Origin of the sequence: Pseudomonas sp. NFPP02, assembly GCF_900119355.1 — a bacterium.
GTDB lineage: Bacteria > Pseudomonadota > Gammaproteobacteria > Pseudomonadales > Pseudomonadaceae > Aquipseudomonas > Aquipseudomonas paracarnis.
Genome location: NZ_FPJI01000003.1, coordinates 28,599 through 54,548 on the forward strand (window position 1 = coordinate 28,599; position 25,950 = coordinate 54,548).

General features: G+C 61.1%; 24 protein-coding genes, 1 tRNA gene and 1 pseudogene. 7 read left to right on the plus strand and 19 right to left on the minus strand.

The window, feature by feature from the left end; all coding sequences use genetic code 11:
• Window positions 1-36: 36 nt before the first annotated feature.
• The 3 genes and pseudogenes from BT204_RS06170 to BT204_RS06180 all read left to right on the plus strand — a co-directional run.
• A pseudogene (locus tag BT204_RS06170) lies at window positions 37-195 on the plus strand (transaldolase family protein); the annotation flags it as partial.
• Window positions 196-257: 62 nt separating this feature from the next.
• On the plus strand, window positions 258-1,253 hold the full coding sequence (locus BT204_RS06175) for a GlxA family transcriptional regulator (protein WP_072445993.1): 996 nt from the start codon (window positions 258-260) through the stop codon (window positions 1,251-1,253).
• A gap of 111 nt (window positions 1,254-1,364) precedes the next feature.
• Window positions 1,365-2,564 (plus strand): NAD(P)/FAD-dependent oxidoreductase, encoded by a 1,200-nt coding sequence (locus BT204_RS06180; protein WP_072445995.1) that lies wholly within the window; start codon window positions 1,365-1,367, stop codon window positions 2,562-2,564.
• Between the two features lie 169 nt (window positions 2,565-2,733).
• Here the strand turns inward: BT204_RS06180 and BT204_RS06185 are convergent, their stop codons facing one another.
• From BT204_RS06185 to BT204_RS06195, 3 genes are all read right to left on the minus strand, one after another.
• Window positions 2,734-3,924: a sugar transporter gene (locus BT204_RS06185; protein WP_047711121.1), complete on the minus strand. Its 1,191-nt coding sequence runs from the start codon at window positions 3,922-3,924 to the stop codon at window positions 2,734-2,736.
• A gap of 112 nt (window positions 3,925-4,036) precedes the next feature.
• Entirely contained in the window at window positions 4,037-4,399 is a 363-nt protein-coding gene (locus BT204_RS06190; RefSeq protein WP_034127749.1) for a type 1 fimbrial protein, read from the minus strand.
• Window positions 4,400-4,486: 87 nt separating this feature from the next.
• Entirely contained in the window at window positions 4,487-5,485 is a 999-nt protein-coding gene (locus BT204_RS06195) for a bile acid:sodium symporter family protein (RefSeq protein WP_034127750.1), read from the minus strand.
• Window positions 5,486-5,570: 85 nt separating this feature from the next.
• Here BT204_RS06195 and BT204_RS06200 point away from each other — a divergent pair, with 85 nt between their 5' ends.
• Both BT204_RS06200 and BT204_RS06205 read left to right on the plus strand, forming a co-directional pair.
• Complete coding sequence (locus BT204_RS06200; protein ID WP_032896737.1) at window positions 5,571-6,359, plus strand: AraC family transcriptional regulator; 789 nt, start codon at window positions 5,571-5,573, stop codon at window positions 6,357-6,359.
• A 92-nt stretch (window positions 6,360-6,451) separates the two neighbouring features.
• The gene (locus tag BT204_RS06205; RefSeq protein WP_072445997.1) at window positions 6,452-6,883 is read left to right on the plus strand and encodes a hypothetical protein; all 432 of its coding nucleotides are present in this window, start codon (window positions 6,452-6,454) and stop codon (window positions 6,881-6,883) included.
• Window positions 6,884-7,089: 206 nt separating this feature from the next.
• Here BT204_RS06205 and BT204_RS06210 read toward each other — a convergent pair whose 3' ends face one another.
• From BT204_RS06210 to BT204_RS06255, 10 genes are all read right to left on the minus strand, one after another.
• Window positions 7,090-8,334 carry a zinc-dependent alcohol dehydrogenase gene (locus tag BT204_RS06210; RefSeq protein WP_072445999.1) on the minus strand — a complete coding sequence of 415 codons (1,245 nt, stop codon included), beginning with the start codon at window positions 8,332-8,334 and terminating at the stop codon, window positions 7,090-7,092.
• A gap of 84 nt (window positions 8,335-8,418) precedes the next feature.
• Complete coding sequence (locus BT204_RS06215) at window positions 8,419-9,537, minus strand: carboxylate-amine ligase (protein ID WP_072446001.1); 1,119 nt, start codon at window positions 9,535-9,537, stop codon at window positions 8,419-8,421.
• A gap of 7 nt (window positions 9,538-9,544) precedes the next feature.
• Window positions 9,545-10,489 (minus strand): methyltransferase, encoded by a 945-nt coding sequence (locus BT204_RS06220; RefSeq protein WP_038450491.1) that lies wholly within the window; start codon window positions 10,487-10,489, stop codon window positions 9,545-9,547.
• An 11-nt stretch (window positions 10,490-10,500) separates the two neighbouring features.
• Complete coding sequence (locus BT204_RS06225; RefSeq protein ID WP_072446009.1) at window positions 10,501-11,880, minus strand: iron-containing redox enzyme family protein; 1,380 nt, start codon at window positions 11,878-11,880, stop codon at window positions 10,501-10,503.
• A 295-nt stretch (window positions 11,881-12,175) separates the two neighbouring features.
• Window positions 12,176-13,918, minus strand: a complete 1,743-nt coding sequence (locus BT204_RS06230; RefSeq protein WP_003192009.1) for an ABC transporter substrate-binding protein — start codon at window positions 13,916-13,918, stop codon at window positions 12,176-12,178.
• Between the two features lie 179 nt (window positions 13,919-14,097).
• Window positions 14,098-14,370 carry a DUF2160 domain-containing protein gene (locus tag BT204_RS06235; RefSeq protein ID WP_014718862.1) on the minus strand — a complete coding sequence of 91 codons (273 nt, stop codon included), beginning with the start codon at window positions 14,368-14,370 and terminating at the stop codon, window positions 14,098-14,100.
• Window positions 14,371-14,381: 11 nt separating this feature from the next.
• On the minus strand, window positions 14,382-15,182 hold the full coding sequence (locus BT204_RS06240; RefSeq protein ID WP_003232361.1) for a carbohydrate ABC transporter permease: 801 nt from the start codon (window positions 15,180-15,182) through the stop codon (window positions 14,382-14,384).
• 10 nt (window positions 15,183-15,192) lie between these two features.
• The gene (locus tag BT204_RS06245) at window positions 15,193-16,059 is read right to left on the minus strand and encodes a carbohydrate ABC transporter permease (RefSeq protein WP_005789024.1); all 867 of its coding nucleotides are present in this window, start codon (window positions 16,057-16,059) and stop codon (window positions 15,193-15,195) included.
• Window positions 16,056-17,153, minus strand: coding sequence for an ABC transporter ATP-binding protein (locus BT204_RS06250; protein WP_054898271.1), 1,098 nt, complete (start codon window positions 17,151-17,153; stop codon window positions 16,056-16,058). The genes BT204_RS06245 and BT204_RS06250 overlap by 4 nt, the downstream gene beginning before the upstream one ends.
• On the minus strand, window positions 17,153-18,247 hold the full coding sequence (locus BT204_RS06255; protein ID WP_072446011.1) for an ABC transporter ATP-binding protein: 1,095 nt from the start codon (window positions 18,245-18,247) through the stop codon (window positions 17,153-17,155). Before BT204_RS06255 ends, BT204_RS06250 begins: the two co-directional genes overlap by 1 nt.
• A 351-nt stretch (window positions 18,248-18,598) precedes the next feature.
• Between BT204_RS06255 and BT204_RS06260 the strand changes: the two genes are divergently transcribed.
• Entirely contained in the window at window positions 18,599-20,416 is a 1,818-nt protein-coding gene (locus BT204_RS06260) for a sigma-54-dependent Fis family transcriptional regulator (RefSeq protein ID WP_057974894.1), read from the plus strand.
• Window position 20,417: 1 nt separating this feature from the next.
• On the opposite strand, the gene BT204_RS06265 is transcribed toward BT204_RS06260, so the two are convergent.
• The 6 genes from BT204_RS06265 to BT204_RS06295 form a co-directional block, all read right to left on the minus strand.
• Window positions 20,418-22,535, minus strand: a complete 2,118-nt coding sequence (locus BT204_RS06265) for a TonB-dependent receptor family protein (RefSeq protein WP_057974895.1) — start codon at window positions 22,533-22,535, stop codon at window positions 20,418-20,420.
• Between the two features lie 128 nt (window positions 22,536-22,663).
• A complete protein-coding gene (locus BT204_RS06270; protein WP_057974896.1) occupies window positions 22,664-22,939 on the minus strand; it encodes a hypothetical protein in 276 nt (91 codons plus the stop codon).
• A gap of 133 nt (window positions 22,940-23,072) precedes the next feature.
• Window positions 23,073-23,813 carry a hypothetical protein gene (locus tag BT204_RS06275; RefSeq protein WP_057974897.1) on the minus strand — a complete coding sequence of 247 codons (741 nt, stop codon included), beginning with the start codon at window positions 23,811-23,813 and terminating at the stop codon, window positions 23,073-23,075.
• Window positions 23,814-23,964: 151 nt separating this feature from the next.
• Window positions 23,965-24,321, minus strand: a complete 357-nt coding sequence (locus BT204_RS06280) for a hypothetical protein (RefSeq protein WP_083544052.1) — start codon at window positions 24,319-24,321, stop codon at window positions 23,965-23,967.
• 312 nt (window positions 24,322-24,633) lie between these two features.
• A complete protein-coding gene (locus tag BT204_RS28065) occupies window positions 24,634-24,831 on the minus strand; it encodes a hypothetical protein (protein ID WP_032900739.1) in 198 nt (65 codons plus the stop codon).
• Window positions 24,832-25,030: 199 nt separating this feature from the next.
• Window positions 25,031-25,121, minus strand: a tRNA-Ser gene (locus BT204_RS06295).
• A 152-nt stretch (window positions 25,122-25,273) separates the two neighbouring features.
• Here BT204_RS06295 and BT204_RS06300 point away from each other — a divergent pair.
• Window positions 25,274-25,945: a Bax inhibitor-1/YccA family protein gene (locus BT204_RS06300; protein ID WP_003192030.1), complete on the plus strand. Its 672-nt coding sequence runs from the start codon at window positions 25,274-25,276 to the stop codon at window positions 25,943-25,945.
• Window positions 25,946-25,950: the final 5 nt, after the last annotated feature.

The window sequence follows — 25,950 nt, forward strand, 5'->3', positions numbered from 1 at the left end:
AAAACAGCGCCGTGCCCTTTTCCGGAGAACGCGGCGATGACGTCCAAACTTGAACAACTCAAGCCATTCACCACTGTGGTCTGCGACACCGGCAATCTGGAAGCCATCAGCCGCCTGCGGCCCGTGGGCGCCACCACCAACCCGTCGCTGCTGCTCAAGGCCTGCGCCATCCCGGAATACGCTGAGCGATTGCGTGCCGAAGGGATCCGACAGTTTGCGCGGGATCAGGAAAAACTGGAAAAGCTGCTGGCCTGCGCATGACTGCACTCTCTCCTTTGGCCCAACCACGCACGTTGGTGTTCCTGACCTACCCGCACATGGGCTTGCTCGACCTGACTGGCGCCCAGACGGTGTTCTGGGCCGCGACCAAGGCCATGGCCGAGCGCGGTTTGCAAGGTTATGTGTTGCACAACGCCAGCCTGGCGGGCGGGCTGATGCCGACCGCCGAGGGCTTGAGCGTCGACACCGTCGCCTTGGCACAGTTTGACCCCGCTGCCATCGACACCCTGGTGGTACCCGGCGCGCCGGCCATTGAGCAAGCCATGCTGGAAAATACCGCGCTGGTGGACTGGTTGCGCAACGCCTCCGGCCAGGCGCGACGGACCGCCTCGGTGTGCAGCGGCACGTTTTTGCTGGCGCTGGCGGGCTTGCTGGAGGGGCGCCGCGCGGCAACGCATTGGGCCATGTGCGAGCTGCTCAAGCAACGTTTCCCGAGCATCGAGGTGGACGTGGACGCGATCTTCGTGCAGCAAGGCCAGGTGTGGACCTCGGCGGGCGTCAGCGCCGGGATCGATCTGGCGCTCGCGCTGGTGGAGGCTGACTGCGGGCGCGAAGTGGCGCTGCAAGTGGCACGCGAATTGGTGGTGTTCCTCAAGCGCCCCGGTGGCCAGGCGCAGTTCAGCCAGGTGCTGCAAGCGCAAACCGCCGACAGCGCCAGCTTTGATGCGCTGCATGCGTGGATCAGCGACAACCTGCGCGACAGCGACCTCAGCGTCGAGCGCCTGGCCGCGCAGAGCCATATGAGCCCACGCAACTTTGCCCGGGTCTATAAGCAAAAAACCGGTCGCACCCCGGCCAAGGCCATCGAACTGTTTCGCATGGAAGCGGCGCGCCGCATGCTCGAAGACTCCCAGCGCAGCATCGACCAGATCGCCGGGCTTTGCGGGTTTGGCGATGAGGAACGCATGCGCTGCACCTTCCACCGCCACCTGGCCATCTCACCGCGCGACTACCGCGAGCGCTTTTCCCGCTAGGCCGGCAGAGGTGGCAGTCATCCAGGGTTATATGTCCTTTCGGACAGACCCTGCTGCTTTTACAGTGATCCGGCAATGCCTTGCGGCTTATCTGGTCTCTGGAGCAACCCCATGAAACAACACATTCTGATCATTGGCGCCGGGTTCGGTGGCGTGTGGAGCGCCTTGAGCGCGGCTCGGCTACTGGATAAACACGACCGCAACGATGTGCACATCAGCCTGCTCGCCCCCCAAGCGGAGCTGCGTATCCGCCCGCGGTTCTACGAGCCCGATGTGCATACCATGCTGGCCCCGCTTGATGCGCTGTTCGACGCCGTAGGCGTGACCTTTGTGCAAGGCGCCGCCGACAGCATCGACGCCACTAATAAGCAAGTGACCTACCGCAACGCGGCCGGCATCCCGGCCACCCTCGCCTACGATCGCCTGGTAGTGGCCGCCGGCAGCCGCTTGAACCGCCCCGGCATGGACGGCATCGAACATGTGTTCGATGTGGATCAGATCGAAGACGCGGCGCACCTTGAAGCCCATATCAACGCCCTGAAAAACCTGCCCGACAGCCCGGCCCGCAATACCGTGGTGGTGGCCGGCGGCGGCTTCACCGGTATCGAGACCGCCACCGAAATGCCGGCGCGCCTGCGTGGCGCACTGGGTGAGACGGCCAACATCCGTGTGATCGTGGTCGACCGCGGGCCGCAGATTGCCGCATCGATGGGCGATGGCATACGCCCATCGATCATCGAAGCCAGCCAGGCACTGGGGCTTGAATGGGTACTGAACACCTCGGTCGCCTCGGTGGATGCCGGTGGCGTGACCCTGGCGGATGGACAGCGGATTGAATCGAGCACCGTGATCTGGACCATCGGCTTTCGCGCCAACCCCCTGACCGAACAGATTGAGGGCACCCGCGATCCCCAGGGCCGCCTGCACGTGGACGCCCACCTCAAGGTCAAGGGCCAGGCTGCCATCTTCGCCGCTGGCGACGTGGCCTACGCCGCCACTGACGCGCTGGGCAACTTCGCTGCCATGTCCTGCCAGCACGCCATCGCGCTGGGCCGCTACGCCGGCAACAACGTCGCCGCCGATCTGATCGGCGTGGCCCCCATGGCCTACAGCCAACCCAAATACGTCACCTGCCTCGACCTCGGCGCTTGGGGCGCGGTGTACACCGAAGGCTGGGACCGTCAGCTCAAGCTGGTGGGCCAGGAAGCCAAGGAACTCAAACAGCAGATCAATAGCGTGTGGATCTACCCACCGATGGCAGAGAGAGCGGCGGCGTTGGCAGCGGCCGATCCGTTGATTCCGGTGGCGTAGGACAGTCAGTCAAGCGAACGCATTGCTCAAGGCAGTGAAGATCAAATGTGGGAGCTGGCTTGCCTGCGAAAGCGGTCGTGCAGCAACAGATGCAGTGGCTGACACACCGCCATCGCAGGCAAGCCGGCTCCCACACTTAGTCTGTAGTTATCCGGTAGATACGGGGCGATCAGCTTGGCATCGGGGCACCACCCTGCCCAAACCGCCGAATCGCCAGGCAATACCCCACCAACGCCAGCCCCGCCAGCAAACCGCCCGCCGCGCCGATCCAGGCGAAGCCGAAGTGGCTGCCCACCCAACTGCCCATCAACGCGCCGCCGCCGATGCCAATGTTGTAGATCCCGGAAAACATCGCCATGGCCACATCCGTGGCATCCGGTGCCAACACCAGCACCTTGGACTGCATGGCCAGGCCAAACCCCATGATCGCCATGCCCCAGAAAATGCTCAGCCCCACCAGGTAAGACTCGGCGCCGCTCAACGGCAGCATCAGCGCCAGGCACGCGGCGAGGATAGACACTGCGCCGATCACGAACAGGTGGGGGTTGAAGCGATGCACCAGGCTGAACAACAACGAGCCGATGATGCCAGCACCACCGAACACCAGCAGGATCAGGGTCACGGCACTGCCGCCCAGGCCGGCGACGCCTTCGACGAAGGGTTCGATGTAACTGTAGGCGGTGAATTGCGCGGTGACGGTCATTGCGGTCAGCACGTAGAGCGCCACCAGCGCCGGGCGCTTGAACAGCAGCGGCAGGCTGCGCAGGGAGCCGGAGTTCTGGCTGGGCAGCAGCGGCAAGGTGCGCGCCAGCCAGAACACCAGGGCGGCGGCGAACGCGGCGATCACCAGAAAGGTGGTACGCCAGCCCATGGCCTCGCCCAACAGACGGCCTAACGGAATGCCCAGTACCATCGCCAGGGACGTGCCGGTGGCCAGCAAACCAAGGGCCTGCACCTGCTTGCCCTCTGGCGCCAGGCGTACAGCCAGCGAAGCCGTGATCGACCAGAACAACGCATGGGCCAGGGCGATGCCGACCCGACTGACCATCAGCAAGCCGAAGCTGGTGGCCACGCTGGAGAGAATATGGCTGGCGATAAACAGACCGAACAGCACAATCAGCAATTTGCGCCGTTCGACGTTGCGGGTCAGCAGCATCACCGGCAGCGAGGTCAGCGACACAATCCACGCGTAGATGGTGAGCATCAGGCCGACGCTGGCCACGGGCATGTCAAAGCTGGCACCAATGGCGCTGAGCAGCCCGACGGGGACGAATTCGGTGGTATTGAACACAAACGCGGCCAGCGCGAGGGCGATGACCGGTTGCCAATTGGCTTGGGGGGTTGCGGCTGAAAGGCTCATTGACGGGCGCGGTACTCTGACAGTGATCAAGCGGCCACCCAGGACAAGCGCCGCCGCCGAGCATTCTATAGGTTTCTCGCACCGCTGTTGCTGCGGATCGTCGCCCCAGGGTTTATGGCGAGGTCATGGTAATCACGTAATTGCCCGACTGAATCAGCTTGCCGGCGCGGTCTACCAGCACGTACCGCTGATCGTAATAGCGCCCCTCGCCGGTGTCCGCTACCAGCCGCACATGGGGTGCGTCGACGCTGACCACCGGCGCGACACTGCGCACCTCGATTCGGCTGCCACGACTGGATTGGGCGCAACCGCGCAGTTCCATTACCGAGCCGCTGCGCGCATTTGTCGCACACCCTGACTCGACAATCGCGCCGCTGAACCTGATGGTGCCCTGCCCCACGGTCTGGGCGGCGCCGCAGGTACTTGCCCACAGGCCCAGGAGGCCAGTCATTACCGCAACACGACGAACGTTCATGCCGACACTCCTTCTTGGGTTAGTTAAGAAGTAAGTCGTCGGCACGCCGGTTAACTTGAGCTTATTTACCCGCGAATGAGAGGTGCATCACGGATCTACCTGCCCCATCAATTCAGGAATGCTCTCCGGCCGCTGGGCATAGCGTTGGGCCAACGCCGCGCAGACCATCAACTGGATCTGGTGAAACAGCATCAACGGCAAAATCAACACCCCCATGCTCGCCCCGGCAAACAGCACCTGCGCCATCGGCACGCCGGTCGCCAGGCTTTTCTTCGAGCCGCAGAACAGGATGGTGATGCGGTCTTCCTGGTTAAAACCAAACGCCTTGCCCAGCAGCGTCGACGCCACCAACACCAGGGCCAGCAACACGCAGCAGGCCACCACCAACCCGCCCAATTCCCACAGCGGGATCTGGTGCCAGATGCCCTCATTGACCGCCTCGCTGAAGGCGCCGTAGACCACCAACAGAATCGAGCCCTGATCGACGAATTTCAGCCAGGCTTTGTTACGCCCGACCCAGCCCCCAATCCAGCGGCTGGCGACTTGCCCGGCAATGAACGGCAGCAACAACTGCACGCTGATTTTGACAATCGCATCGACTGTGGAGCCGCCATCCCCATGCACGTTGAGCAGCAGCGCTACCAGCAGCGGCGTCAGGAAGATGCCGAACAGGCTGGACGCCGCCGCGCTGCAGATGGCCGCCGGGATATTGCCGCGGGCCAGGGAGGTAAAGGCAATCGCCGATTGCACAGTGGCCGGCAAGGCGCAGAGGTAGAGCATGCCCATGTACAGCTCGTTGCCGATCAACGGCGACAGCACTGGCTTGAGCGCCAGGCCCAGCAACGGAAACAGTACGAAGGTCAGGCTGAACACCAGCAAATGCAAACGCCAGTGGCCGGCACCGGCGACGATGGCCTTGCGCGACAGCTTGGCGCCGTGCAGGAAAAACAGCAGCGCGATGGCCAGGTTGGTGACCCAGCCGAACGCCACGGCGGTCTGGCCGCTGGCGGGCAGCAGTGAGGCGAGGATCACCGTTGCGATCAGGGTGAGGGTGAAGTTGTCGGGGAGAAACCGGGGCCGGGTCATAAGCAATTCATCCAGGGGTTGCCAAGAGCGTCGCGACGACTCTAACGTAACCACCTGTTACCGACTAACGCCAATGAGCCAGTAAATGCCGCCTAAAGGACATGAAAAAGCCGTGCGCCGCAGTGTACCTGGGCTTTCCAGCCTGCCGAGGCCGGTGTACGGGCGTACTGAATCCTTGCCCAACCGGGCGCTGACACGACGCCACAGCCACCCGTGGGTGCAGTTGTCCTACGCGATTTCCGGGGTGCTGGAGATCCAGACCAGCGTCGGTCGTTTCGTCGCGCCACCGCAGCGCGCCGTATGGATTCCGGCCGGCATGCCCCATCGTGTGTTCAGTTCGCCCCATACGGAGATGCGCAGCTTGTACCTCGATTGCAGCGTCACCGCGTGGGCCGCCGAGCGTTGCCAGGTGCTGGAGGTGAGCAGTTTGCTACGCGAGCTGATCCGCAACTTCAGCCAATTGCCGGTGGAATATACCGAGGACGGGCCGGACGGGCGCCTGGCTCAGGTACTGCTCGATCAGCTCGCCGCCGCACCCCAGGTGGATTTGATGTTGCCGCTGCCTCACGACCCACGGCTGCGACAGATCTACCGCAGCCTGAACCTGCACCCCGAGCAGCAGACCACCTTGGGCGAGTGGAGCCGCAAACTGGGGGTCAGCGAAAAGACCCTCAGTCGGGTGTTCCTGAGTGACACCGGGCTGACATTCCGCGCGTGGCGCCAGCGCCTGCGCCTGTTGAGCGCCCTGCCCGCCCTGGAACAAGGCGAGCGGGTGACGGATGTGGCATTGGGGTGTGGCTATGAATCGACCTCAGCCTTTATCAATGCATTTCGTCAGCAGTTCGATTCCACCCCCGGTGAGTTCTTCCGCTGACCCTCCCACGACGCAAATAATCCCCAAACCCACGCTCGGCTGGTATTGTGCCGCGCTTTGAAACACAGCAACCGACTGCGAGGAAATGGACGTTGAACACTGACGAAAAAATGACCGGGGACCTGTTCGAGGTTGATAAGCGCCTGTCACTCAAGCCCGTGGTGGACTTCAACGCCTACCTGCGCAGCGCCTTCGGCGACGGCCCTTGCACCTGCGTGCGCTGCACGGCCAACGGCGGCGATGAAAGCGGCTATGAGTTCCAACACACCTTCACCTTCGAGGGTAAGCCGGTGCACCGTCGCTTCGCTTCGACGGCGGGGAGTGATGTGTTGATGGCGTTGAAGAAGGCATGGTTGTCGTACACCAAGGCCGAGCTGCCGCTCAGTGGAACGTTGGCGCTGGATACAGTCAAGGAGTTTGTCGAGCCACAGTGGCACAAACGCCTGGCGCCGCTGTTTGTCGCCAGCGGGTTGGTCAAAGATGTCGAAGGTGAATTGCGCATCCAGCCGCAAGCCGCAGCCTGACACCGGTTAATGTGGGAAACACCACTGTCGAAGCAAAGAAGAACCAGCTCCCACATTGGTCATGCATCGCCCACAAAATCAGCGTCCGGCACAGATCCCCTGTGGGAGCGGGCTTGCCCGCGAAGGCGGCGTGACAGTCACTGAATATTCAACTGAACCACCGCTATAGCAGGCAAACCAGCTCCCACATTTTTCCGGTTATTGGCCTAGAACCCGGGAACGCTTTGTACGCGCAACTCAGGGGTCAGTTCGTCCAGCGGCTCGGTCAGCGGCCGGTCGCTCCCACCCGGCAGCAGGATCACCTTGCGGCATTCCTCCTCGGCTTTATCAAACAGCTCATACCCCCGCGCCGCCTGCTCCAGGGGCAGCCTGTGAGTGATGATCGCCTCCGGATGCAGATGCCCCAGCTCGATGTGCTCCAACAACTCCGGTAAGAACCGCTGCACATGGGTCTGGCCCATCTTGAAGGTCAGGCCCTTGTCGAAAGCATCGCCAAACATGAAGCCATGGATAAACCCGGCATACACCCCGGCGACGCTGACCACACCACCGCGACGTACGGCGGCGATGCACTGGCGCAGCGCCTTGCCGCTGCTGCCCTCGATCTTGAGCGCGGTGAGCAGGGTTTCCGTGGTGCTGCCCTTGGCCTCGAAACCCACCGCGTCCACCACACCATCGACGCCGCGCATACCGGCGGTCTGGCGGATGATGGTGTCCGCCGGGTCTTCGTCTTCTTCGAAGTTGATCGGGATCACGCCGTAGGTTTTCTGCGCGTAGGCCAAACGATACGGATGGTCGTCGACCATGAAGATCTGCTCGGCACCCAGCATCTGCGCGCATGCCGCACTGAGCAGGCCCACGGGCCCGGCACCATAGATGGCCACGCTGGAGCCTTTGCCGATGCCAGCGTTGGTCACTGCCTGCCAAGCGGTGGGCAGGATATCGGAGAGGAACAGCACCTTCTCATCCGCCAGGGTGCCGGGCACCTTGAACGGCCCGGTATTGGCCTTGGGCACCCGCACCCACTCCGCCTGACCGCCGGGAATACCGCCATACAGGCGGCTGTAGCCAAACAGCGCGGCACCCGGTGGGATGGCTTTTTTATTCAGGATCGCACCGCGCCCATCGTTGGTGGTTTCGCAGGCGGCGAATTGCTGGAGCTGGCAGAAAAAGCAATCGCCACAGGCAATCACGAACGGAATCACCACACGGTCGCCGCGTTGCACGGCGGTGACGGCCGGGCCGGTTTCTTCGACGATGCCCATGAACTCATGGCCGAAGATATCGCCGTGCTCCACGGTCGGGATCTTGCCCCGGTACAGGTGCAGGTCCGAGCCACAGATCGCGGTGGCGGTGACCCGCAGAATGATGTCGTCGGGTTGTTCAATGATCGGATCGGGCACGGTATCCACCTGCACCTTGTGTGCGCCCTGGTAAGTCATCGCTCGCATGCTCTGCGCTCCTGCCGTTGAGGGGTTACTGATTAAGGGCGGAGCAAGACCATCAGTGTTCCATCAACCTCGATCAAGACCCGATCAATGGTCGCCGCGAGTCTGGGCCAACAGCAGGTCGACTACCTGGCGCAAGCTGGCAAGCGCATCGGCGCCGCTCGCCTGGGCCTGGGCCTGCAGGCGCAACTGCTCGGCCGCGCTGTTGCCGCGTCGCAGCAGCGCCTGCAGGGTATCGAACAGCAGCGGCTCGCCCATGGCCTCTGCGGTGGCGGCAAAGGTCTGCCGGGCGCACTGCAGCCATTGCTCAGCGCTGCCCAGGGTGCCTGCGTCGTCCAACGCGAAGGTGCCGGCGGCACCATAACGCTTGGCCTGCCAGCGATTTTCCTTGAGCAGCCAGCGCGCCTCGGCACTGAACCTGGCGCCAGGGCGCTGCATCGCGCAGGCATGGGCGATCATTACCCGAAACAGCGTGGCGAGGGCCAAGGCATCCGCCAACCGTGGGCAGGCGTCGGTCATGCGAAGTTCCAGGGTGGGGTAACGCGCCGCGGGGCGGATGCCCCACCAGCCATTGCCATCGGCCTTGATCGCGCCGATGCGCTGCAACATGACCAGGTAGCGCTGGTACTCGGCCCAATCGCTGAAGTGTTCCGGCACGCCCATGCGGGGCCATTCGTCGCACGCGGCCTGGCGGTAGCTCATGAAGCCGCTGGGCGCGCCGTCCCAGAAGGGGGACGAGCAACTGAGCAGCAGCAACAACGGCAACCACGGCGACACCTGGTTCATCACCGCGATACGGTCCAGCGTGTGCGGCACCTGCACATGCACATGCAGCCCGCACAACACACTGCGCCGCGCTACATATTGAATATCGTCGAACAGGTGCCGGAAATGCGCCTGATCGGTTGGCCGCTGCCCACGCCAATCGGCCAGGGGGTGGCTGCCGGCGCACACCACACCGAGGCCGAACTCAGCCAGGGATTGCGCCAGGTTGCCGCGCACTGCCCGGAAGTAGTCCGCCGCTTCGGCGCTGGAGGTGAACACCGGAGAGGCCGCCTCGATCTGGCCCTGGAACATCTCAAACGAGAAGCCCGCGCCAATCGCTTCGCGACAGGCCGCCAGCACTGCCGCCGAGGGCTCGCCGACCATCTGGCGGCTGTGCAGGTCGGTGATGAAGTATTCCTCTTCAATGCCAAAGGTGAGCATCGGGTATTCAGCGCAATCGGGTGACAGTCAGTGCGACCACGGCGATGCGCTCCACCTGCTCATAGCCTGGCTTTTCCAGTTCTTCACCGAAGACGTCCGGGTCCAGTTCGCGGTAGGTCCAGCCGTAGGCGTCGCTGCCCAGCAGCGGCTTGACGGCCTCCAGGAAGGGATCGCTGCCGGCCACCATCGCCACCCCGGTATACAGCAACAGGCTACCGCCCAGGGCCAGGCGCCCGATGGACTCACTGACGATGCGCAGCGACAACTGCTCCCCCAAGGCGCCGCCGCCATGGCGATAGGCGCGCTGGCGGTCATCTTTCATGTACGGCGGGTTAGCGACGATCAGGTCGAATTCGCCCTCCACACTGGCCAGCACATCACTGTGGTACACGCTGACGTTATTCAGCGCGGCCAGCTCGGCATTCACCGCGGTCATGCGCAGGGCACGGGGGTTGATATCCACCGCCAGCACCTGGGCGTCATGCCGGGCTTTAGCAATCACCAGCGCACCGACGCCGGCGCCACAGCCAATGTCTACAGCGCGCTTGAGCGGCTCGAAACGCTGTTGCAGATAGGCTTCGATCACGTGGGCAAAGCGGTAGCTGTCGGGGCCGAAAAACACCGCGTCCGCCTGGTCGGTGGGATAAGGCGAATGGGCGAACAGCAGCCCGTCGAGGCTCGACCAACGCACTGCGCTGCGCCATAACGCGCCGTGCTTTTCGATCACATCCGCTTGCTGCAGTTCTTCGCGCAGGGCCTCGGGCAACAAGCCTTGATCGAACGGCATCGACCAACCGAACACATCGCGCAGCGTCATTGCCAGGGGCGTCGCCAGCCGCCGATAGACACGCTCATGGGTCAAGGGCGTTGGCGTGATAAAGCGATAACCACCCTCCTTCAACCCCCGGCCCAAATTCAACAAGGCACGATCAGCCAGTTGTTGCGCAGACATAGGCACATTCCTTAGCGCAGGCGCGCACGCAGTTGGATAAAGCGGCGAGTGGCATACAGCCCGGCAGGCGTGCAGTGACGGCGTGCCGACAGCCACGGGATCAGTGCATTGAGCTGCTGCACATCGGGCAAGTTGCACAATGACTCCGCCAGGGCCTGGGTATCAGGATCCGCGGGACGATGCTGCTCGCGGGAAAACCGGCTGCCGCGTCCCGGCCGCACGGGCGGCACGCGTTCGCTGGTAACCCATTCACCCGCAATCCAGTCATGGATCAGTTGTTTTTCATAACCGCTGAACACCCCGAACATCGCGGCGCCAGCGCCCTCGATCAATTGCCAGAAGCGGCTGTTGGCGGGGTCCTGGTTGTGTTTGATCCAGCCTTTGTCTTCGAGGGCCTTGAGGAACGCGCCGATCTGCCCAGGCTGGGCCAGCCATTGGTTCACGGTCTGCCCTTCGAAGCGGCAATAGTCCGAATGCATGTGCTGGCCGAAGGCGCGCTTGCGCTCAAGCATCGCCACCACCTCGTCCTGCAAGTTGAATTGTTTGATGATAGACGTGGTACCCAGGCCCAAATCATTCAGACGGTAGCCTGCCGCCACACGGCGATAGAAGTCTGCCCTGCCCTCGCCCAGCGGCAACAGGTTCAGCACCGATTGTGCAGCTTTGCACGCGTGGCCACTGCTGGCGTTGTCGATGGTGACATGCAGCGTGAAGTAATAAGGGTCGATGCCTAGCTCACTGAGTTCATAGGCGGTGATCAACAGGTGCAGCGGCAGTTGCTCGTAACCCAGGTTGAAGCCAATGACCTCCGGCAGGAACTCGTCGGCGCACACGCCAAGCGCCAGTTGCAGCGCGCCTTGCAGGTAATGGTCATCCTCAAGGCCGGCTTCGCTGTCGGCATCGTGTTCGCTGAGCAACTTGCGGTAGATCACCACATGGTTCTGCGCGGCTTCACCGTCGCCCAATTCTTCCAGGTAAGTGGTGAGCAGGCCGTCGAAGCGCTGGTCTTGCCAATAGCGCAGCAAGCCATAGAGCCAGGCGCCGTCGACCTGTTTGGTGGGTGCCACGCGCTGCAGAAAGTACAACGCATGGGCCTTGTTCTGGAAATACCGTCGTGGCCCCCCTTGCTGGCGCTGCTCAAGGTAGTCGGCATAGGCCTGGGCCACCTCGGCGCAGCGTTGCTCGACCCAGGCCATCAGCTGTTCGGGCGCCTCAGGCAAGTCGCAGTCGGTGTCCTCTACCAGGGCCAATTGATCGTGCAGGTATTCACGCGCCAGTTCGGTGGCGTCTTGGGTTTCGCCATGCAGCTGTTGGTAGACCCGTTGATGGCGGCCCTGGGCCGAGTCGGTGAGAGAGGCCGGCTGGCCAGACAGCGCTGTAAGGAGTGTCATGATGGCAGTTTCCGCAAAGTCCGTTACAACGGGCCTCCCACAAGGTGGCCCCGCAAGAGCGCTCAACATCACGCGCTTCTAAAATGCAGAGCCTCGGGGCGTGCGGAAAATTCAAATGAGGTTGGGTTGGGAGGGATAAGCGGTCGTTTGTCAGGGCTCACAAAACCAAAAAATGCCTGTAGGAGCGAGCTTGCTCGCGAAAAACGTCAACGATAACGCGTGCTTCCTGAATAAACGCGGCGTCGGTGAGTTCTTCGCGAGCAAGCTCGCTCCTACAGGGGTTGAGATGGCGCTGTTACTTACGCGCCGCCTCCCACTGCTTGAGCAGGTCGTTGTAGTTCACGGTTTCGCCCTTGGGCTTTTCGTTGGCCAGTTTCGGCTTCGGTGCACCCGGCTGGTCGAACCAGTATTGCGCGTCACGCTCGGGGTTCATTTTCGGGCCGCACACCGGTTGCACCTTGGAGCGTTCCAGGCGCGTCATGATCGCATCCTGCTCCTTGGCCAGGTTGTCCAGCGCCTGTTGCGGGGTCTTCTCGCCGCTGGCCGCTGCGGCGATATTGCTCCACCACAGTTGCGCCAGGCGCGGGTAGTCCGGCACGTTGGTGCCCGTCGGGGACCACTCGGTGCGGGCCGGGCTGCGGTAGAACTCCACCAGCCCCCCGAGTTTGGGCGCCATGTCGGTCATGGCCTGGGAGTTGATATCGGACTCACGAATCGGCGTCAGGCCAACGATGGTTTTCTTCAGCGACACCGTTTTTGAGGTCACGAATTGCGCGTAGAGCCAGGCCGCGAGTTTCTGCTTTTCGGGCGTGGACTTGAGGAAGGTCCAGGAACCTACGTCCTGATAGCCCTTCTTCATGCCCTTTTCCCAATACGGCCCGACTGGGGACGGTGCCATGCGCCATTTCGGCGTACCGTCGGCATTCACCACCGGCAGGCCCGGTTTGACCATGTCGGCGGTAAACGCGGTGTACCAGAAGATCTGCTGGGCGATGTTGCCCTGGGACGGCACCGGGCCGGATTCGGAGAAGGTCATGCCCGCCGCTTCCGGTGGCGCGTAGGCTTTCATCCAGTCCACGTATTTCTGCGTGGCGAATACTGCCGCCGGGCCGTTGGTGTCGCCGCCGCGGGTGACGCTGGAGCCCACCGGGTGGCAATCCTCTACACGGATGCCCCACTCGTCCACCGGCAAACCGTTGGGCAAGCCTTTGTCGCCGCCGCCGGCCATGGAGAACCAGGCATCGGTGAAACGCCAGCCCAGGGACGGGTCTTTCTTGCCGTAGTCCATGTGCCCATAAATGCGCTTGCCGTCGATTTCCTTGACGTCTTCGCTGAAGAACTTGGCGATGTCTTCATAAGCCGACCAGTTCACCGGCACGCCAAGGTCGTAGCCGTATTTCTCCTTGAACTTGGCCTTCAGCTCCGGCCGCTCGAACCAGTCGGCGCGGAACCAGTAGAGGTTGGCGAACTGCTGGTCGGGCAACTGGTAGATCTTGCCGTCCGGCGCGGTGGTGAAAGATAGGCCGATAAAGTCCTTGAGGTCCAGGGTGGGCGAGGTGAAATCCTTGCCTTCGTTGGCCATCAGGTCGGTGATGGATTCGGTCTTGCCGTAGCGAAAGTGCGTACCGATCAAGTCGGAATCGTTGACCCAGCCGTCATAGATGTTCTTGTCGGACTGCATCTGGGTTTGCAGCTTCTCCACCACGTCGCCTTCCTGCAGCAGGTCGTGGGTCAGCTTGATGCCGGTGATTTCACTGAAGGCCTTGGCCAGCACCTTGGATTCGTACTCGTGGGTGGTGAGGGTTTCCGACACCACGTTGATCTTCATCCCACGGAACGGCTCCGACGCCTTGATAAACCACTTCAACTCTTCAAGCTGCTGGGCTTCGGTAAGGGTCGAGGGTTTGAACTCGCTGCCGATCCATTTTTTCGCGGCATCTTCATACGCATCGGCCCAGGCCGAAGCGCTCAAACCACTGAGGGCCAGTACGGCGGCCAATGAAATGCTATGTCGCAGCTTATTGTTTTTATTCAACATAGAGACCTCCAGGTTAATTTCAAACGGGGCTTGTAGGAGCGAGCTTGCTGTGGCGAGGGAGCTTGCTCCCGCTGGGCTGCGAAGCGGCCCCAAAATAGATATCCGAGTCGGTTATCGGTTTGGGAGTGCTGCGCACTCCAGCGGGAGCAAGCTCCCTCGCCACACAAGCCCGTGCACAGCTAGCCCCAACGCATCACACTCAACAGCCATACCAGGGAGAGCGCGGACGCCACCCAGATGCTCCAGTCGGTAACGCCGATCACCAGCAAATGCAGGTAGGCGCTGCCGAGAAGACCGATAAACAAGCGATCGCCACGGGTGGTGCTGATCGGCAGCAGCCCGCGCCGGGGGATGCTCGGCGAGCGCAGCTCCCAGGTGGTCATGCCCGCCAGAATCAGGGCGATACCGCCAAAAAACAGCGCAGTGGGGGTGGTCCAGGCCATCCATTCCATCATCGATTCCTCTAGACCCGGCCCAGGGCAAAGCCCTTGGCCACATGGTTGCGAACAAACCAGATCACCAACATGCCAGGGAGGATAGTCAACACGCCCGCTGCCGCCAGGACGCCCCAATCAATCCCCGATGCTGACACCGTGCGGGTCATCACCGCCGCGATGGGCTTGGCGTTGACCGAAGTCAGGGTGCGCGCCAGCAGCAGTTCGACCCAGGAAAACATAAAGCAGAAAAACGCCGTGACGCCGATGCCGGAGCCGATCAACGGAATAAAAATCTTCACAAAGAACTTGGGAAAACTATAGCCATCGATGTAGGCGGTTTCGTCGATTTCCTTGGGCACGCCGGACATGAAACCTTCCAGGATCCACACCGCCAACGGCACGTTGAACAGGCAATGGGCCAACGCCACGGCGATGTGCGTATCGAACAGGCCAATGGATGAATACAGCTGGAAGAACGGCAGCAGGAACACCGCCGGCGGCGCCATGCGGTTGGTGAGCAGCCAGAAGAACAAGTGCTTGTCACCGAGGAAGCGGTAGCGCGAGAACGCATAGGCCGCCGGCAACGCCACACTCAGGGAGATCACCGTGTTCAGACTCACGTAGTACAGCGAGTTGAGGTAGCCCGTGTACCAGCTTGGGTCGGTGAAGATCACCTTGTAGTTGGCCAAGGTGAAATCCTGCGGAAACAGGGTCAAGCCGCCGAGGATTTCGGTGTTGCTCTTGAAGGACATGTTCAACAGCCAGTAGATCGGCACCAGCAGGAACAGGATGTAGATCAGTAATGGAATTAGCTTGCGTTTGCTCATGCTGGCGGCCTCAGCGGTTGGCGTCGGAATGGGTCATGGCGGTGTAGAACAGCCAGGACACCAACAGGATGATCAGGAAGTACACCAGGGAAAACGCCGCCGCCGGGCCCAGGTCGAATTGGCCGACGGCCATTTGAGTAAGCGTCTGACTCAGGAAGGTGGTGGCATTACCCGGTCCGCCGCCGGTGAGCACGAAAGGTTCGGTGTAGATCATGAAGCTGTCCATGAAGCGCAGCATCACCGCGATCAGCAGCACGCTTTTCATCTTCGGCAACTGGATATGTCGGAACACCGCCCAGGCCGATGCACGATCAATCCGCGCGGCCTGGTAGTACACGTCCGGAATGGCCCTTAAACCTGAGTAGCACAGCAGCGCCACCAGTGAGGTCCAGTGCCACACGTCCATCACCAGCACGGTGACCCAGGCGTCCATGGTGTTGGCCGCATAGTTGTAGCTGATGCCCATGGCGTTGAGGGTCGAGCCCAGCAGGCCGATGTCGGCACGGCCAAAAATCTGCCAGATAGTGCCGACCACGTTCCACGGAATCAGCAAGGGAATGGCGAGGATGATCAGCACCAGCGAGGACCAGCGGCCCTTGGTGGGCATGGTCAGGGCGATGGCGATGCCCAGCGGGATCTCGATCAACAGCACGCAGGCCGAGTAGATGAACTGGCGCAGCAGCGAGTCGTGCAGGCGTGGGTCGAGCAGCACCTGCTTGTACCAGTCGGCCCCGACGAAATAGCGGCTGGATTGGTCGAAAATGTCCTGCACCGAATAGTTGACCACGGTCATCATCGGGATCACTGCACTGAACGCCACCAGCAGGAACACCGGCAGCACCAGCCACCAGGCCTTGTTGTTCTGCACCTTGTTCATGGCGCCACCTCCAGCAAATAATCGTCGGCGTAGAGCATCAGCCATTGCGCGGGGAAGCTGACGGAGGCCTTGCCTTCCGGTACCGGTTTGTCCTCGGCCAGGCGCACCTTGAGGGTGGCGCCATCGAGGTTGAGGGTCATGATCTTGTAGGTGCCGAGGTCTTCCACATGTACGACGTCGGCTTGCAGGGCGTCAGGGTTGTACTCGTCCCACACGTGGATAAATTCCGGACGAATGCCGACCTGGAGCTTTTTGTAGTCGGTGGTGTCGAGACGTTGCTGCATCGCTTCGGACAGCGGCAACAGGGTATTGGCGAACCCTACACCGCCAGCCTTGGCTTGCACCTCGATCAGATTCATCCCAGGGCTACCGATGAAGTAACCGACAAAGGTGTGGCTGGGCCGCTCAAACAATTCACGCGGCGTACCGAACTGCACAATCTGCCCGCCGTACATCACCGCGATCTTGTCGGCGAAGGTGGAGGCCTCCAGTTGATCGTGGGTGACGTAGACCATGGTGATATTGAACTGCTCGTGAATCTGCTTGAGCTTGCGCCGCAGTTTCCACTTCAGGTGCGGGTCGATCACCGTCAGCGGCTCGTCGAACAGGATCGCCGACACGTCATCGCGTACCAGGCCACGGCCCATGGAGACTTTCTGTTTTTCGTCGGCGGTGAGGTTACGGGCTTTTTTGCTCAGCAGGTTTTGCAAGTCGAGGACTTCGGCGATCTCCTGCACCTTGCTGTGAATTTTCGCTTCGGCCATGCCCTGGTTGCGCAGCGGGAACGCCAGGTTGTCGAACACCGTCATGGTGTCGTACACCACCGGGAACTGGAACACCTGGGCGATATTGCGCTTTTCCGGGGTCAAGTCGTTGACGACTTGGGTATCGAACAGCACCTGGCCTTCGGACGGGCTGAGCAGGCCGGAAATGATATTGAGCAGCGTGGACTTGCCGCAGCCCGACGGCCCGAGCAAGGCGTAGGCACCGCCCTGCTCCCACACATGATTCATTTCCCGAATGGCGTAGTCTTCTGGCCCTGTAGGCGTAGGGCTGTAGCTATGGGCCAGGTTGCGCAAATGGATCTCGGCCATCAGGCAACCCTCGCGACACGGCGTCCGGGGGCCTGGACCAAGCGGCCCTGACCATCGAACACAAACAGTTTATGGGTGGGGATATACACGCGGATCGGCGCGTCGACATCGTATTCATGCACCCCCGGCAGGTGCAGCACCAGCAGGAAATGCTCACTGCGCACATGCAGGAAGGTTTCCGAGCCGCTGATTTCGGCGACTTCCACGGTCACCGCCAGCTCCAGGTCATCATCGTTGCTGGGCACCAGGCTGATATGGCTGGGACGCACGCCAAAGCGGAATTCGCCTTCGCCGATAGGACGCAGGTCAACATTGAGTGGGAAATGCACGTAATTGGCGAAGCTCACTTCGTTGCCGCTGATGCGCCCTGGCATCAGGTTGATCGGCGGCTCGGAGAACAGTTCAGCGGCAAGGACGGTTTGCGGCTGGTGGTAGACCTCGGCGGCCTTGCCGCTCTGAATCACTCGCCCCTCGTGAAGAATGGTGGTGGTGCCACCCAAGGCCAGGGCTTCGTTGGGCTCGGTGGTGGCATATATCGCGATGGTGTGGCGCGCCTTGAACAGTTCGCGCATTTCCTGGCGCAGCTCTTCGCGCAGTTTGTAGTCCAGGTTGACCAGCGGCTCATCGAACAGAATCAGTTCGGCATCTTTCACCAGGGCGCGGGCCATGGCGGTGCGTTGTTGCTGGCCACCGGACAATTCCAGGGGGTGGCGCCGCAGGAATTTCTCGATGCGCAGCATCTTGGCGGTTTCCAGCACCTTGCTCTGGATCACCTCCTGGGACACACCGGCCTGGCGCAACGGCGAGGCGATGTTCTCGAACACGGTCATGGTCGGGTAGTTGATGAACTGCTGGTAGACCATCGACACATTGCGCAGGCGTACCGGCTTTTGCGTGATATCCACACCGTTCATCAGGATGCGACCGCTGTCGGGCTTGTCCAGGCCGGCCATCAGGCGCATCAGGCTGGTCTTGCCGGACAGGGTGCGACCGAGCAGGACGTTGAAAGAACCGGCTTCGAACCGCAGGTTGGCGTCGTCGATCCAGGTTTGGCCGTCGACAACGCGGGAGACATGTTCCAGGGTCAATGACATGACACGACCTTTTTTATTATTGGAATGAATCTGGTGCGTTGTCAGAGCGAGTTTCGTGCCAAAACCGCAAGCGCTTGATGTGTAAGGAGATGGGTGAATCATGATGTTCAGGAGTGAACAATCCGGCTGAACAACTGAACACTGCCGGGGTTGACAATGAACAGTTGTGAACAACACTTTATGCGCGACGAAGATCAAATGTGGGAGCGGGCTTGCCCGCGATGGCGGTGCATCAGTTTGTAGATGCTGTGCCTGACCCTCTGCCATCGCGGGCAAGCCCGCTCCCACATTGTTCGATGTCCGACATTAGATGGCGCAAGACCCGACAACAATAATAAAGAAGGTCGCACGATGGCCGAACCCTTGACCCACGACACCCTTATCCAGGAATCCTGGCGCCGTTGCCGCGCCTACGGCCTGGACCACCAGAGCGCCCCCAGCTTTGACCAACTGCCCGCCGAAGGCATTCGCCAGCTCCTGGAAAGCCAGCATTCTCTGGTGCAGACCACCCACCAGGAAGTATTGCCCTACTACGAGAACATCCTCAGCAATTCCAATTGCCTGATCATGCTGGCCGACAATCAGGGCCAGGTGCTGACCTCGTGGGGCACCCAGCGGTTTATCGAACCCACGCTGGCCCGTGGCTTCAGCCCCGGCGCCAGTTGGATGGAACGCGCCAGTGGCACCAACGCCATCGGCACCGCACTGGCCTGCGCCCAGGCCGTGCATATTGAGCACGATGAACACTTCCTCAAGGCCAACCGCTTCATGACCGGTTCCGCGGCACCGATTTTCGACGCCCAGCGCGAAATCATCGCGGTGCTGGACGTGTCCAGCGACAGTTACCTGCCGCCCTCCCACACCCTGGGCATGGTCAAGATGATGAGCCAGACCGTGGAAAACCGGCTGATCCTCAACCTGTTTCGCGGCGAACATTTCCAACTGACCTTCAACACCGGCCTGAGCAACCTCGACAGCCAATGGGCCGGCCTGCTGATCTTTGATGAAAGCGGCCAGGTGCTCTCGGCCAATCGGCGTGCGGATAACTTGCTGGGCATCAGCCTCTCGCGGGTGATGATCGACGGTCTGTTCAAGGTGTCGCTGCTGGAGTTGCTCAACCAGCCGGAAGGGCTTCCCTTTGCGTTGCAAGCGGCGGGACGCAATCGGTTCCAGTGCCTATTGAAGCGCCCCAGGCAGATGCCGGTGCAGGCCCGGGTGTTCAGCCAACCGCAGCCGCCAGCACCGACCTCGATCAACCTCCAAACCCTGCATTTTGGCGATGTGCGCGTGGAAAAAGCCGTGCGCCAGGCCGAGCGCCTGCTGGAAAAGGACATTCCGTTGTTGATTCACGGCGAGACCGGCGTGGGCAAAGAGGTGTTCGTCAAAGCCCTGCACCAGGCCAGTTCCCGCAGCCGGCAGGCGTTAATCGCAGTGAACTGTGCGGCGATTCCCGCAGAACTGGTGGAATCGGAACTGTTCGGCTACGAAAAAGGCGCCTTCACCGGCGCCAACCAAAAAGGCAGCATCGGTCTGATCCGCAAGGCCGACAAGGGCACGCTGTTTCTCGACGAAATCGGCGATATGCCGCTGCCCACCCAGGCCCGCCTGTTACGGGTATTGCAGGAGCGCTGTGTGCAGCCGGTGGGCAGTAGCGAGGTGTTCCCGGTGGACTTGCGCATCATCTCGGCGACCAACCGCGCACTGCGCGAGCTGGTGCAGGCCGGGCGCTTTCGCGAGGACTTGTACTACCGCATCGGCGGCCTGACCCTGGAATTGCCGCCGTTGCGCGAGCGTACCGACAAGCAGGCGCTGTTCCAGCAACTGTGGCAGCAACACCGCGAGCCGACGCAATGGGCCGGGCTGAGCGCCGAGGTGCTAAGGCTATTCGAGCAACACCCGTGGCCGGGGAATTTACGCCAGGTGAGCAGCGTGTTGCAGGTGGCGCTGGCGATGGCCGAGGAGCAGCCGATCCGCGCAGAGCACCTGCCCGATGATTTTTTTGTGGATTTGCAGGCGACAGTGCCGCTGTCTAAACCTGAACACCTGGATGAAAGTCTCGACCTGAGCCAGCGCCTGGAAGCCGTGGGCGGGAATATTTCCCACCTGGCGCGAGAGCTGGGGGTGAGTCGCAACACCCTGTACAAGCGCCTGCGCCAACACGAAGGTTGATTTAACGCCAGCTCCAGGAAACGCCGGTGTAGATACCACGCCCATCAGCGGGGGTGGAGCGTGCAGCGTCCATGCCTTTGTCGTCGTAGCCCGGCGTGACGGTGTTGGCGTAACGGCGGTTGGTGAGGTTGCGCAGGTCGACCCAGGCTTGCCAGTCCTGCTTGGGCGCGTCGTAGCCGAAGGTGGCGCCGAGGGTGGTGTAGGCCGCCGCGTAGTAGGAATTGGCGTAGTCCACCGCTACCCGTGATGCATGTTCGGTATTGAGGCTGGTGTAGAAACCCGTCGGGTGGCTGTAGCGCAGTTGCGCCTGGTAGTAGTGCTTGGGAATGCCGGGCAAGGTGTTGTCGCCGAAACGCTCGTCGTCGCGGTAGTGGAAGTCGCTGAAGGTGTAGGCCTGGCGCAGCTCGAGCTTACCGCTGCCGCCGCCGTCCCACAGCGGGCTGAGCAGGCTCAGTTCCACGCCCTGGTGCACGGTGGGGCTGGCGTTGGATTCGGCGATGATGGCGTTGCTGGTGGCAGTCTGGGCCTGGGTCTCTACAGAAAGCAGCTCGTGGCGAACTTCCGAGCGATAGAGCGCCAGGTCCCATTGGCCGAGCCAGGCTTCACCGCGCCCGCCGACTTCCAGGGTGGTGGCGGTCTGATTACGCAGCTTCACGCCTTCGCGCTGCAACCCCGTGGCTGCCCCACTGCCCGGGCCAAAGTATTTGTTCGAGCCCCAGATCATCGACCACGCGTGCGGTGGCTCTACCGAGCGGCTCAGGTTGCCGTAAATCTGCAGCTGCGGGGTGAAGTCGTAACGCAGGCCAATGCGCGGCGCGTAGTCCCAATCATGCTGACTGAGCGGCGCCTGGCCGTCGGGGTAAGTGACCTGGGTTTCGCGGCGCGTATAGATGGCGGCAAGGCCGGTGGTCAGCCACAGATCCTCCACCAGTTCCAGCTCGTTGCCTACATGCAGCACGGTATCGGAGCCCAGGTAGCTGTAGTCGCGGGTCTTGGTGCCGGGGGCATAAATGGCAGTATTGCCCGCAGGGATGCGCACGTATTCCGACGCGCCATTGTTCGGCATCGCCTGGGTAGTACGCAGGCCGAGAGTGGTGGTGCTGGCATGGCCGAACAGGCTGTCCTGCCGGATGTAATTCAGGGTGCCGCTGATATCGGTGTAGGCAACTTTGAGGCGGTTGGTGCCTTCGCGCAGGTCCATGGGGTAATCGTGATAGGCCAGCCCGACCTCGACCCGCGCATTATCGTCCAACCGCAAGGTGGTCTTGTTGGCAATCCAGGTAGAGCCCGGTTGCAGGCGCTTTGAATCGCGGGCGGCATTGAGGCTGTTGGCGGCACGCGGATCATGGCTGATCTGGTCACGCGTGAGCCTGCCGGGTGAATCGTTGGTGGTTTCGCGGTAACGCAAGTAGAAGCGCGTTTCCAGGTCCGGGCTAAAGCGGTAGCCGAAGTTCGCGGCGATGCCCTTGCCGCTGCCGGCGCTTTGGTGCTGATAACCGTCGGACTCCGAATCGGTGAGGCTGATGTAATAGTCGGCGTCCCCCAGCACTTGCCCGGAACTGACTTCACGTTGGGCATAGCCGCGACTGCCGACCTCATAGCGTACCTGTAGCTTGGGCGCGTCCAAGCCGGTGCGGGTGACGTAGTTGACCGCACCGCCCAAGGCCAATGCACCCTGATCGAACCCGTTGGCGCCACGCAGCACCTCTACCCGGCTTTGCCACAGCGGGTCCTTGAGCTCATAGGGCGTGCCGCCTGGGCCGGTAAGCGGCAGGCCGTCGAACATTTCATACAGGCCGGAGGCATGGGCACCGGGGGCGCGGTTCAGGCCCGAGCCACGAATGGACACCTTCACCCCTTCGTTATTGGCCGCCTTGGCGTACACACCGGCCTGGTACTTGAAGACATCCTCGTTGGTGCTGACCCGCCCCTGCTGCACGCTGTCCATATCGATGTAATTGGTGCCACCGGGCACGCTTTTGAGCTGTGCCTGGGCGATTTCTGCGGCGCTGGCCTCAGCCGTGGTGACTTCAACCGGCGCCAATTGCAGGCTTTCAGCCTGTACCAGCGAACTGAGGGTCAAGGCGGCAAAAATAAACGGGGGGTGGCGCAGCAGCATGTGGGCAGGTCCTTGGAATCCGGGAACGTGCCAGGCCAAACCCACCACGCGAACAGTGATGGGAAGGCAGGCATGCCCGTCAGGTCACTCCTTGATGACGGACAGGGGCGTTTTAAAAACAGGATGAATCAGGTTTGGTCGTCAGGCATTGCCAATGCCCGCATCAGGTCATCGGCATCCGACCCCGGCGGAAAGCGGAAGCCATACATTTCGTCAGTGGCGAGAATCTCCCCCAAGGTGTCGCGCAACTGGACTTCCGTGGGCGAGTCACGCAATAACTTATGCGCCGGCAGCAATAACTCGGCAGACACGCCCTGGGCGGTCGCGGCGTCAATCACCGCATAGAGGATAAACCGCAAGCGTATTTCGCGATCCGTGGGCCAAACCGTTTTTCGTTTACCCAAGGGAGGGCCTCGTGTTTAAGAAAAATCCGAGGCTATTGCCCGCAGGCAAGCCTTTCAAGCCGCCGGAGGCAAGATAGGCCGCTTCCTACAGCGGAAAGGGAAACACCGCACCGATTGGTCGATGCGATGGGCCTCACTGCACCGGCAGGAAATTCATCAGCAACAGGCTTTGTGCGTAATTGAGGCCAATGCGCCGGTAGCGCTCATCAAGGATTTGGGTCAGCAGGTCCAAACGCGCGACGATCTTGCCGAACTCAACGGCAAAACTGAGGTTACTGCCCTCCTCTGATATCTCGTTGGAAAACAACAGCAGCACGCCATTGGCATCCTGACGCTGACTGAGCAGCCAGGTGGCCTTTTCGATATTGCGCGCGGCATTGCTGACAAACTGCGGGTTGATCGAGTCGGTCACATAAAACTGCGTACGCCCGCCGTGAGCGGTCACGAGCATGCTGCCAATCGCGTAGATGAACGCGCCGACGCGGTCGCCGCGAAAGTCAGGGCTCAAGGAATAACTCAGGGCAGCCAGGTCACTACGATCTCCCAGTGCGGGCAAGGGACGGCGATTTTCGATGGCCTGACGGATTTGCCGGGCGGCGGTCACTGCATCCGGATACCCCGATTGACGCCACTGGTTGGGGTTGCGCAGGTAGAGCTTGCTCATCAGCAAGTAGAGGCTTTGCAGGTTGTCACGCATCCCCAGGGTGGCCATGCGGTCGACGCTGGTCTGGAAGAATTCATCGGGCTTGCCATCGCTGAACTGCCTGGCGATATCGCGGCCCTGTTGTTGGCTGCAACCTGCGGCACACAGCGTTAATATCGCAGCCAGCAGCAGCGGCCATCGGGAGGTGGAAACAGTTGACGTTCGATCCATCGGCACCGGGTCTGATTCTGTTGGCCACCCGTGGGAGTCGGGTGGCTGGGACAGGGTAGATCAGCAGAATGGAAAAAAGTGCAGCGGTGCGGGTCAGATCAGCATCGGACTACAGACGCTGATCTGACCCGACACTTGATTCCCCGGCGTGCTAGAGCACTACCGTCGCAAGCATCCCCAAGGCGCCCAGGCAGAACCCGATCAACGCGCCCCGCCCTGGAGCTTCATGAAACAGCGCCCAGACCACCACAGGCTCCAGAAGCAATAACGAAGTGACCGAGACTACCGTGACAATCCAGATATCACCGACAACCACAAACCCCAGCCAATAGGCGCCCAGCAGGCAAAGCCCGGCAAAACACATCAAGACCACGGGAAGTACAAAGACCTCCCAGGAACCACTGCCGGCCTGGGCCAACTTGGCGGTCACCACCTCACTGTAGATTGCACAAAACTCACCGACCACCATCAACCCTAGAGCAAAAACTCCGAGTAATTCTTTGGACATATCAAAAACTCCTTCGTATTCAGCGCACTGTTTTTCAGCTCCCAGTCGGCAGTGCTGCAGCCGTCGTGAGCGTCGTTGCCTTGATACGAAGGGTTCTTGAAAAGGCCCGAATTACCGAAATGCTTGTCCATGCTCATGTCCTTCAAAGGGTTGAGGCTCAGCGATCCAATACAGTGCGTGCTGATCATAGAGGCATCGTGAAGCCATTCACAATTATGCGATGCCAATACTTAAGGATTACGGTTAATTAAATGCGCCGAAAACCGCAATAAAAACCCGGCGCTGGGCCGGGTTTCATTGATCGGGAGGTCTTCAGGTAGCGGGGTGCTCACTTGCTACGGAGTCCGCCGCGTCTACATCCGACATGTCCTCCTCGATCGGGGCCTCGTCATCCGGGGGTAGCGGGATATCGTCCTCATCGCGCCTCGGGTCATGTCCCGTCTCATTATCGGTGTTACGAGTAACCGCTTGCTGGGAAATGTTGCCTGGGGCTTTCTCGTTGATTTCCATGCTGGCTCTCCGTGTATCGCTCGGGATATCCGTGCTTAAGATTGAGAGGAAGCAACGGATGGAGAGTGCCGGATGTTAGACGAATGGTGGTTCGTCTTTGAAAGGTATGAATGCGACAAACAGCATTTGTTTGATTATCAGCACACCCAAACCCAAGAAACGCAAAAGCCCCGCTTTCGCGAGGCTTTTGTGTAAATCTTGGCGGGAAACCAGGGATTCGAACCCTGGAGACGCTATTAACGTCCGCCGGTTTTCAAGACCGGTGCATTCAACCACTCTGCCAATTTCCCTTGTGCATCACGGGATTATAGTAGCCCATCCCGTGTCAGCGGGCGCCATAATACCCGAATGAAACACACTGTCAAACTCTCTGCATCGCTTGTTACAAGGCGTCTGTTATGATCTTTGCGACTGAACGTTTCAAAACTGAAGGAGTGTCGCCATGCGCGAACAGAATTACGCAGTGAATGGCAACGCGCAGGCTGAGCAGCTTGAAGTCAGCCGCGTGTTGCGCAACACCTACGGCTTGCTCGCCCTTACCCTCGCATTCAGCGGCGTGATGGCTTACGTGGCCCAGCAGATGCGCGTCGGCTACCCGAATATCTTTGTCGTGTTGATCGGCTTCTATGGTCTGTTCTTCCTGACCAACAAGCTGCGTGACTCGGCCTGGGGCCTGGTGTCGGCGTTTGCCTTGACCGGTTTCATGGGTTTTATCCTCGGCCCGATCCTCAACCGCTACCTGGGCATGGCCGGCGGCGCGGAAGTGGTCAGTTCGGCGTTTGCCATGACGGCCCTGGTGTTTGGTGGTCTGTCGGCCTACGTGCTGATCAGCCGTAAGGACATGAGCTTCCTGGGTGGCTTCATCACCGCAGGTTTCTTCGTACTGCTGGCGGCGGTGGTGGCCAGCATGTTCTTCCAGATCAGCGGCCTGCAACTGGCGATCAGCGCGGGTTTTGTGCTGTTTTCCTCGGTGTGCATCCTGTTCCAGACCAGCGCCATCATCCACGGCGGTGAGCGTAACTACATCATGGCGACCATCAGCCTTTATGTATCGATCTACAACCTGTTCATCAGCCTGTTGCAGATCTTCGGCATCATGAGCCGCGATGACTGATCAAT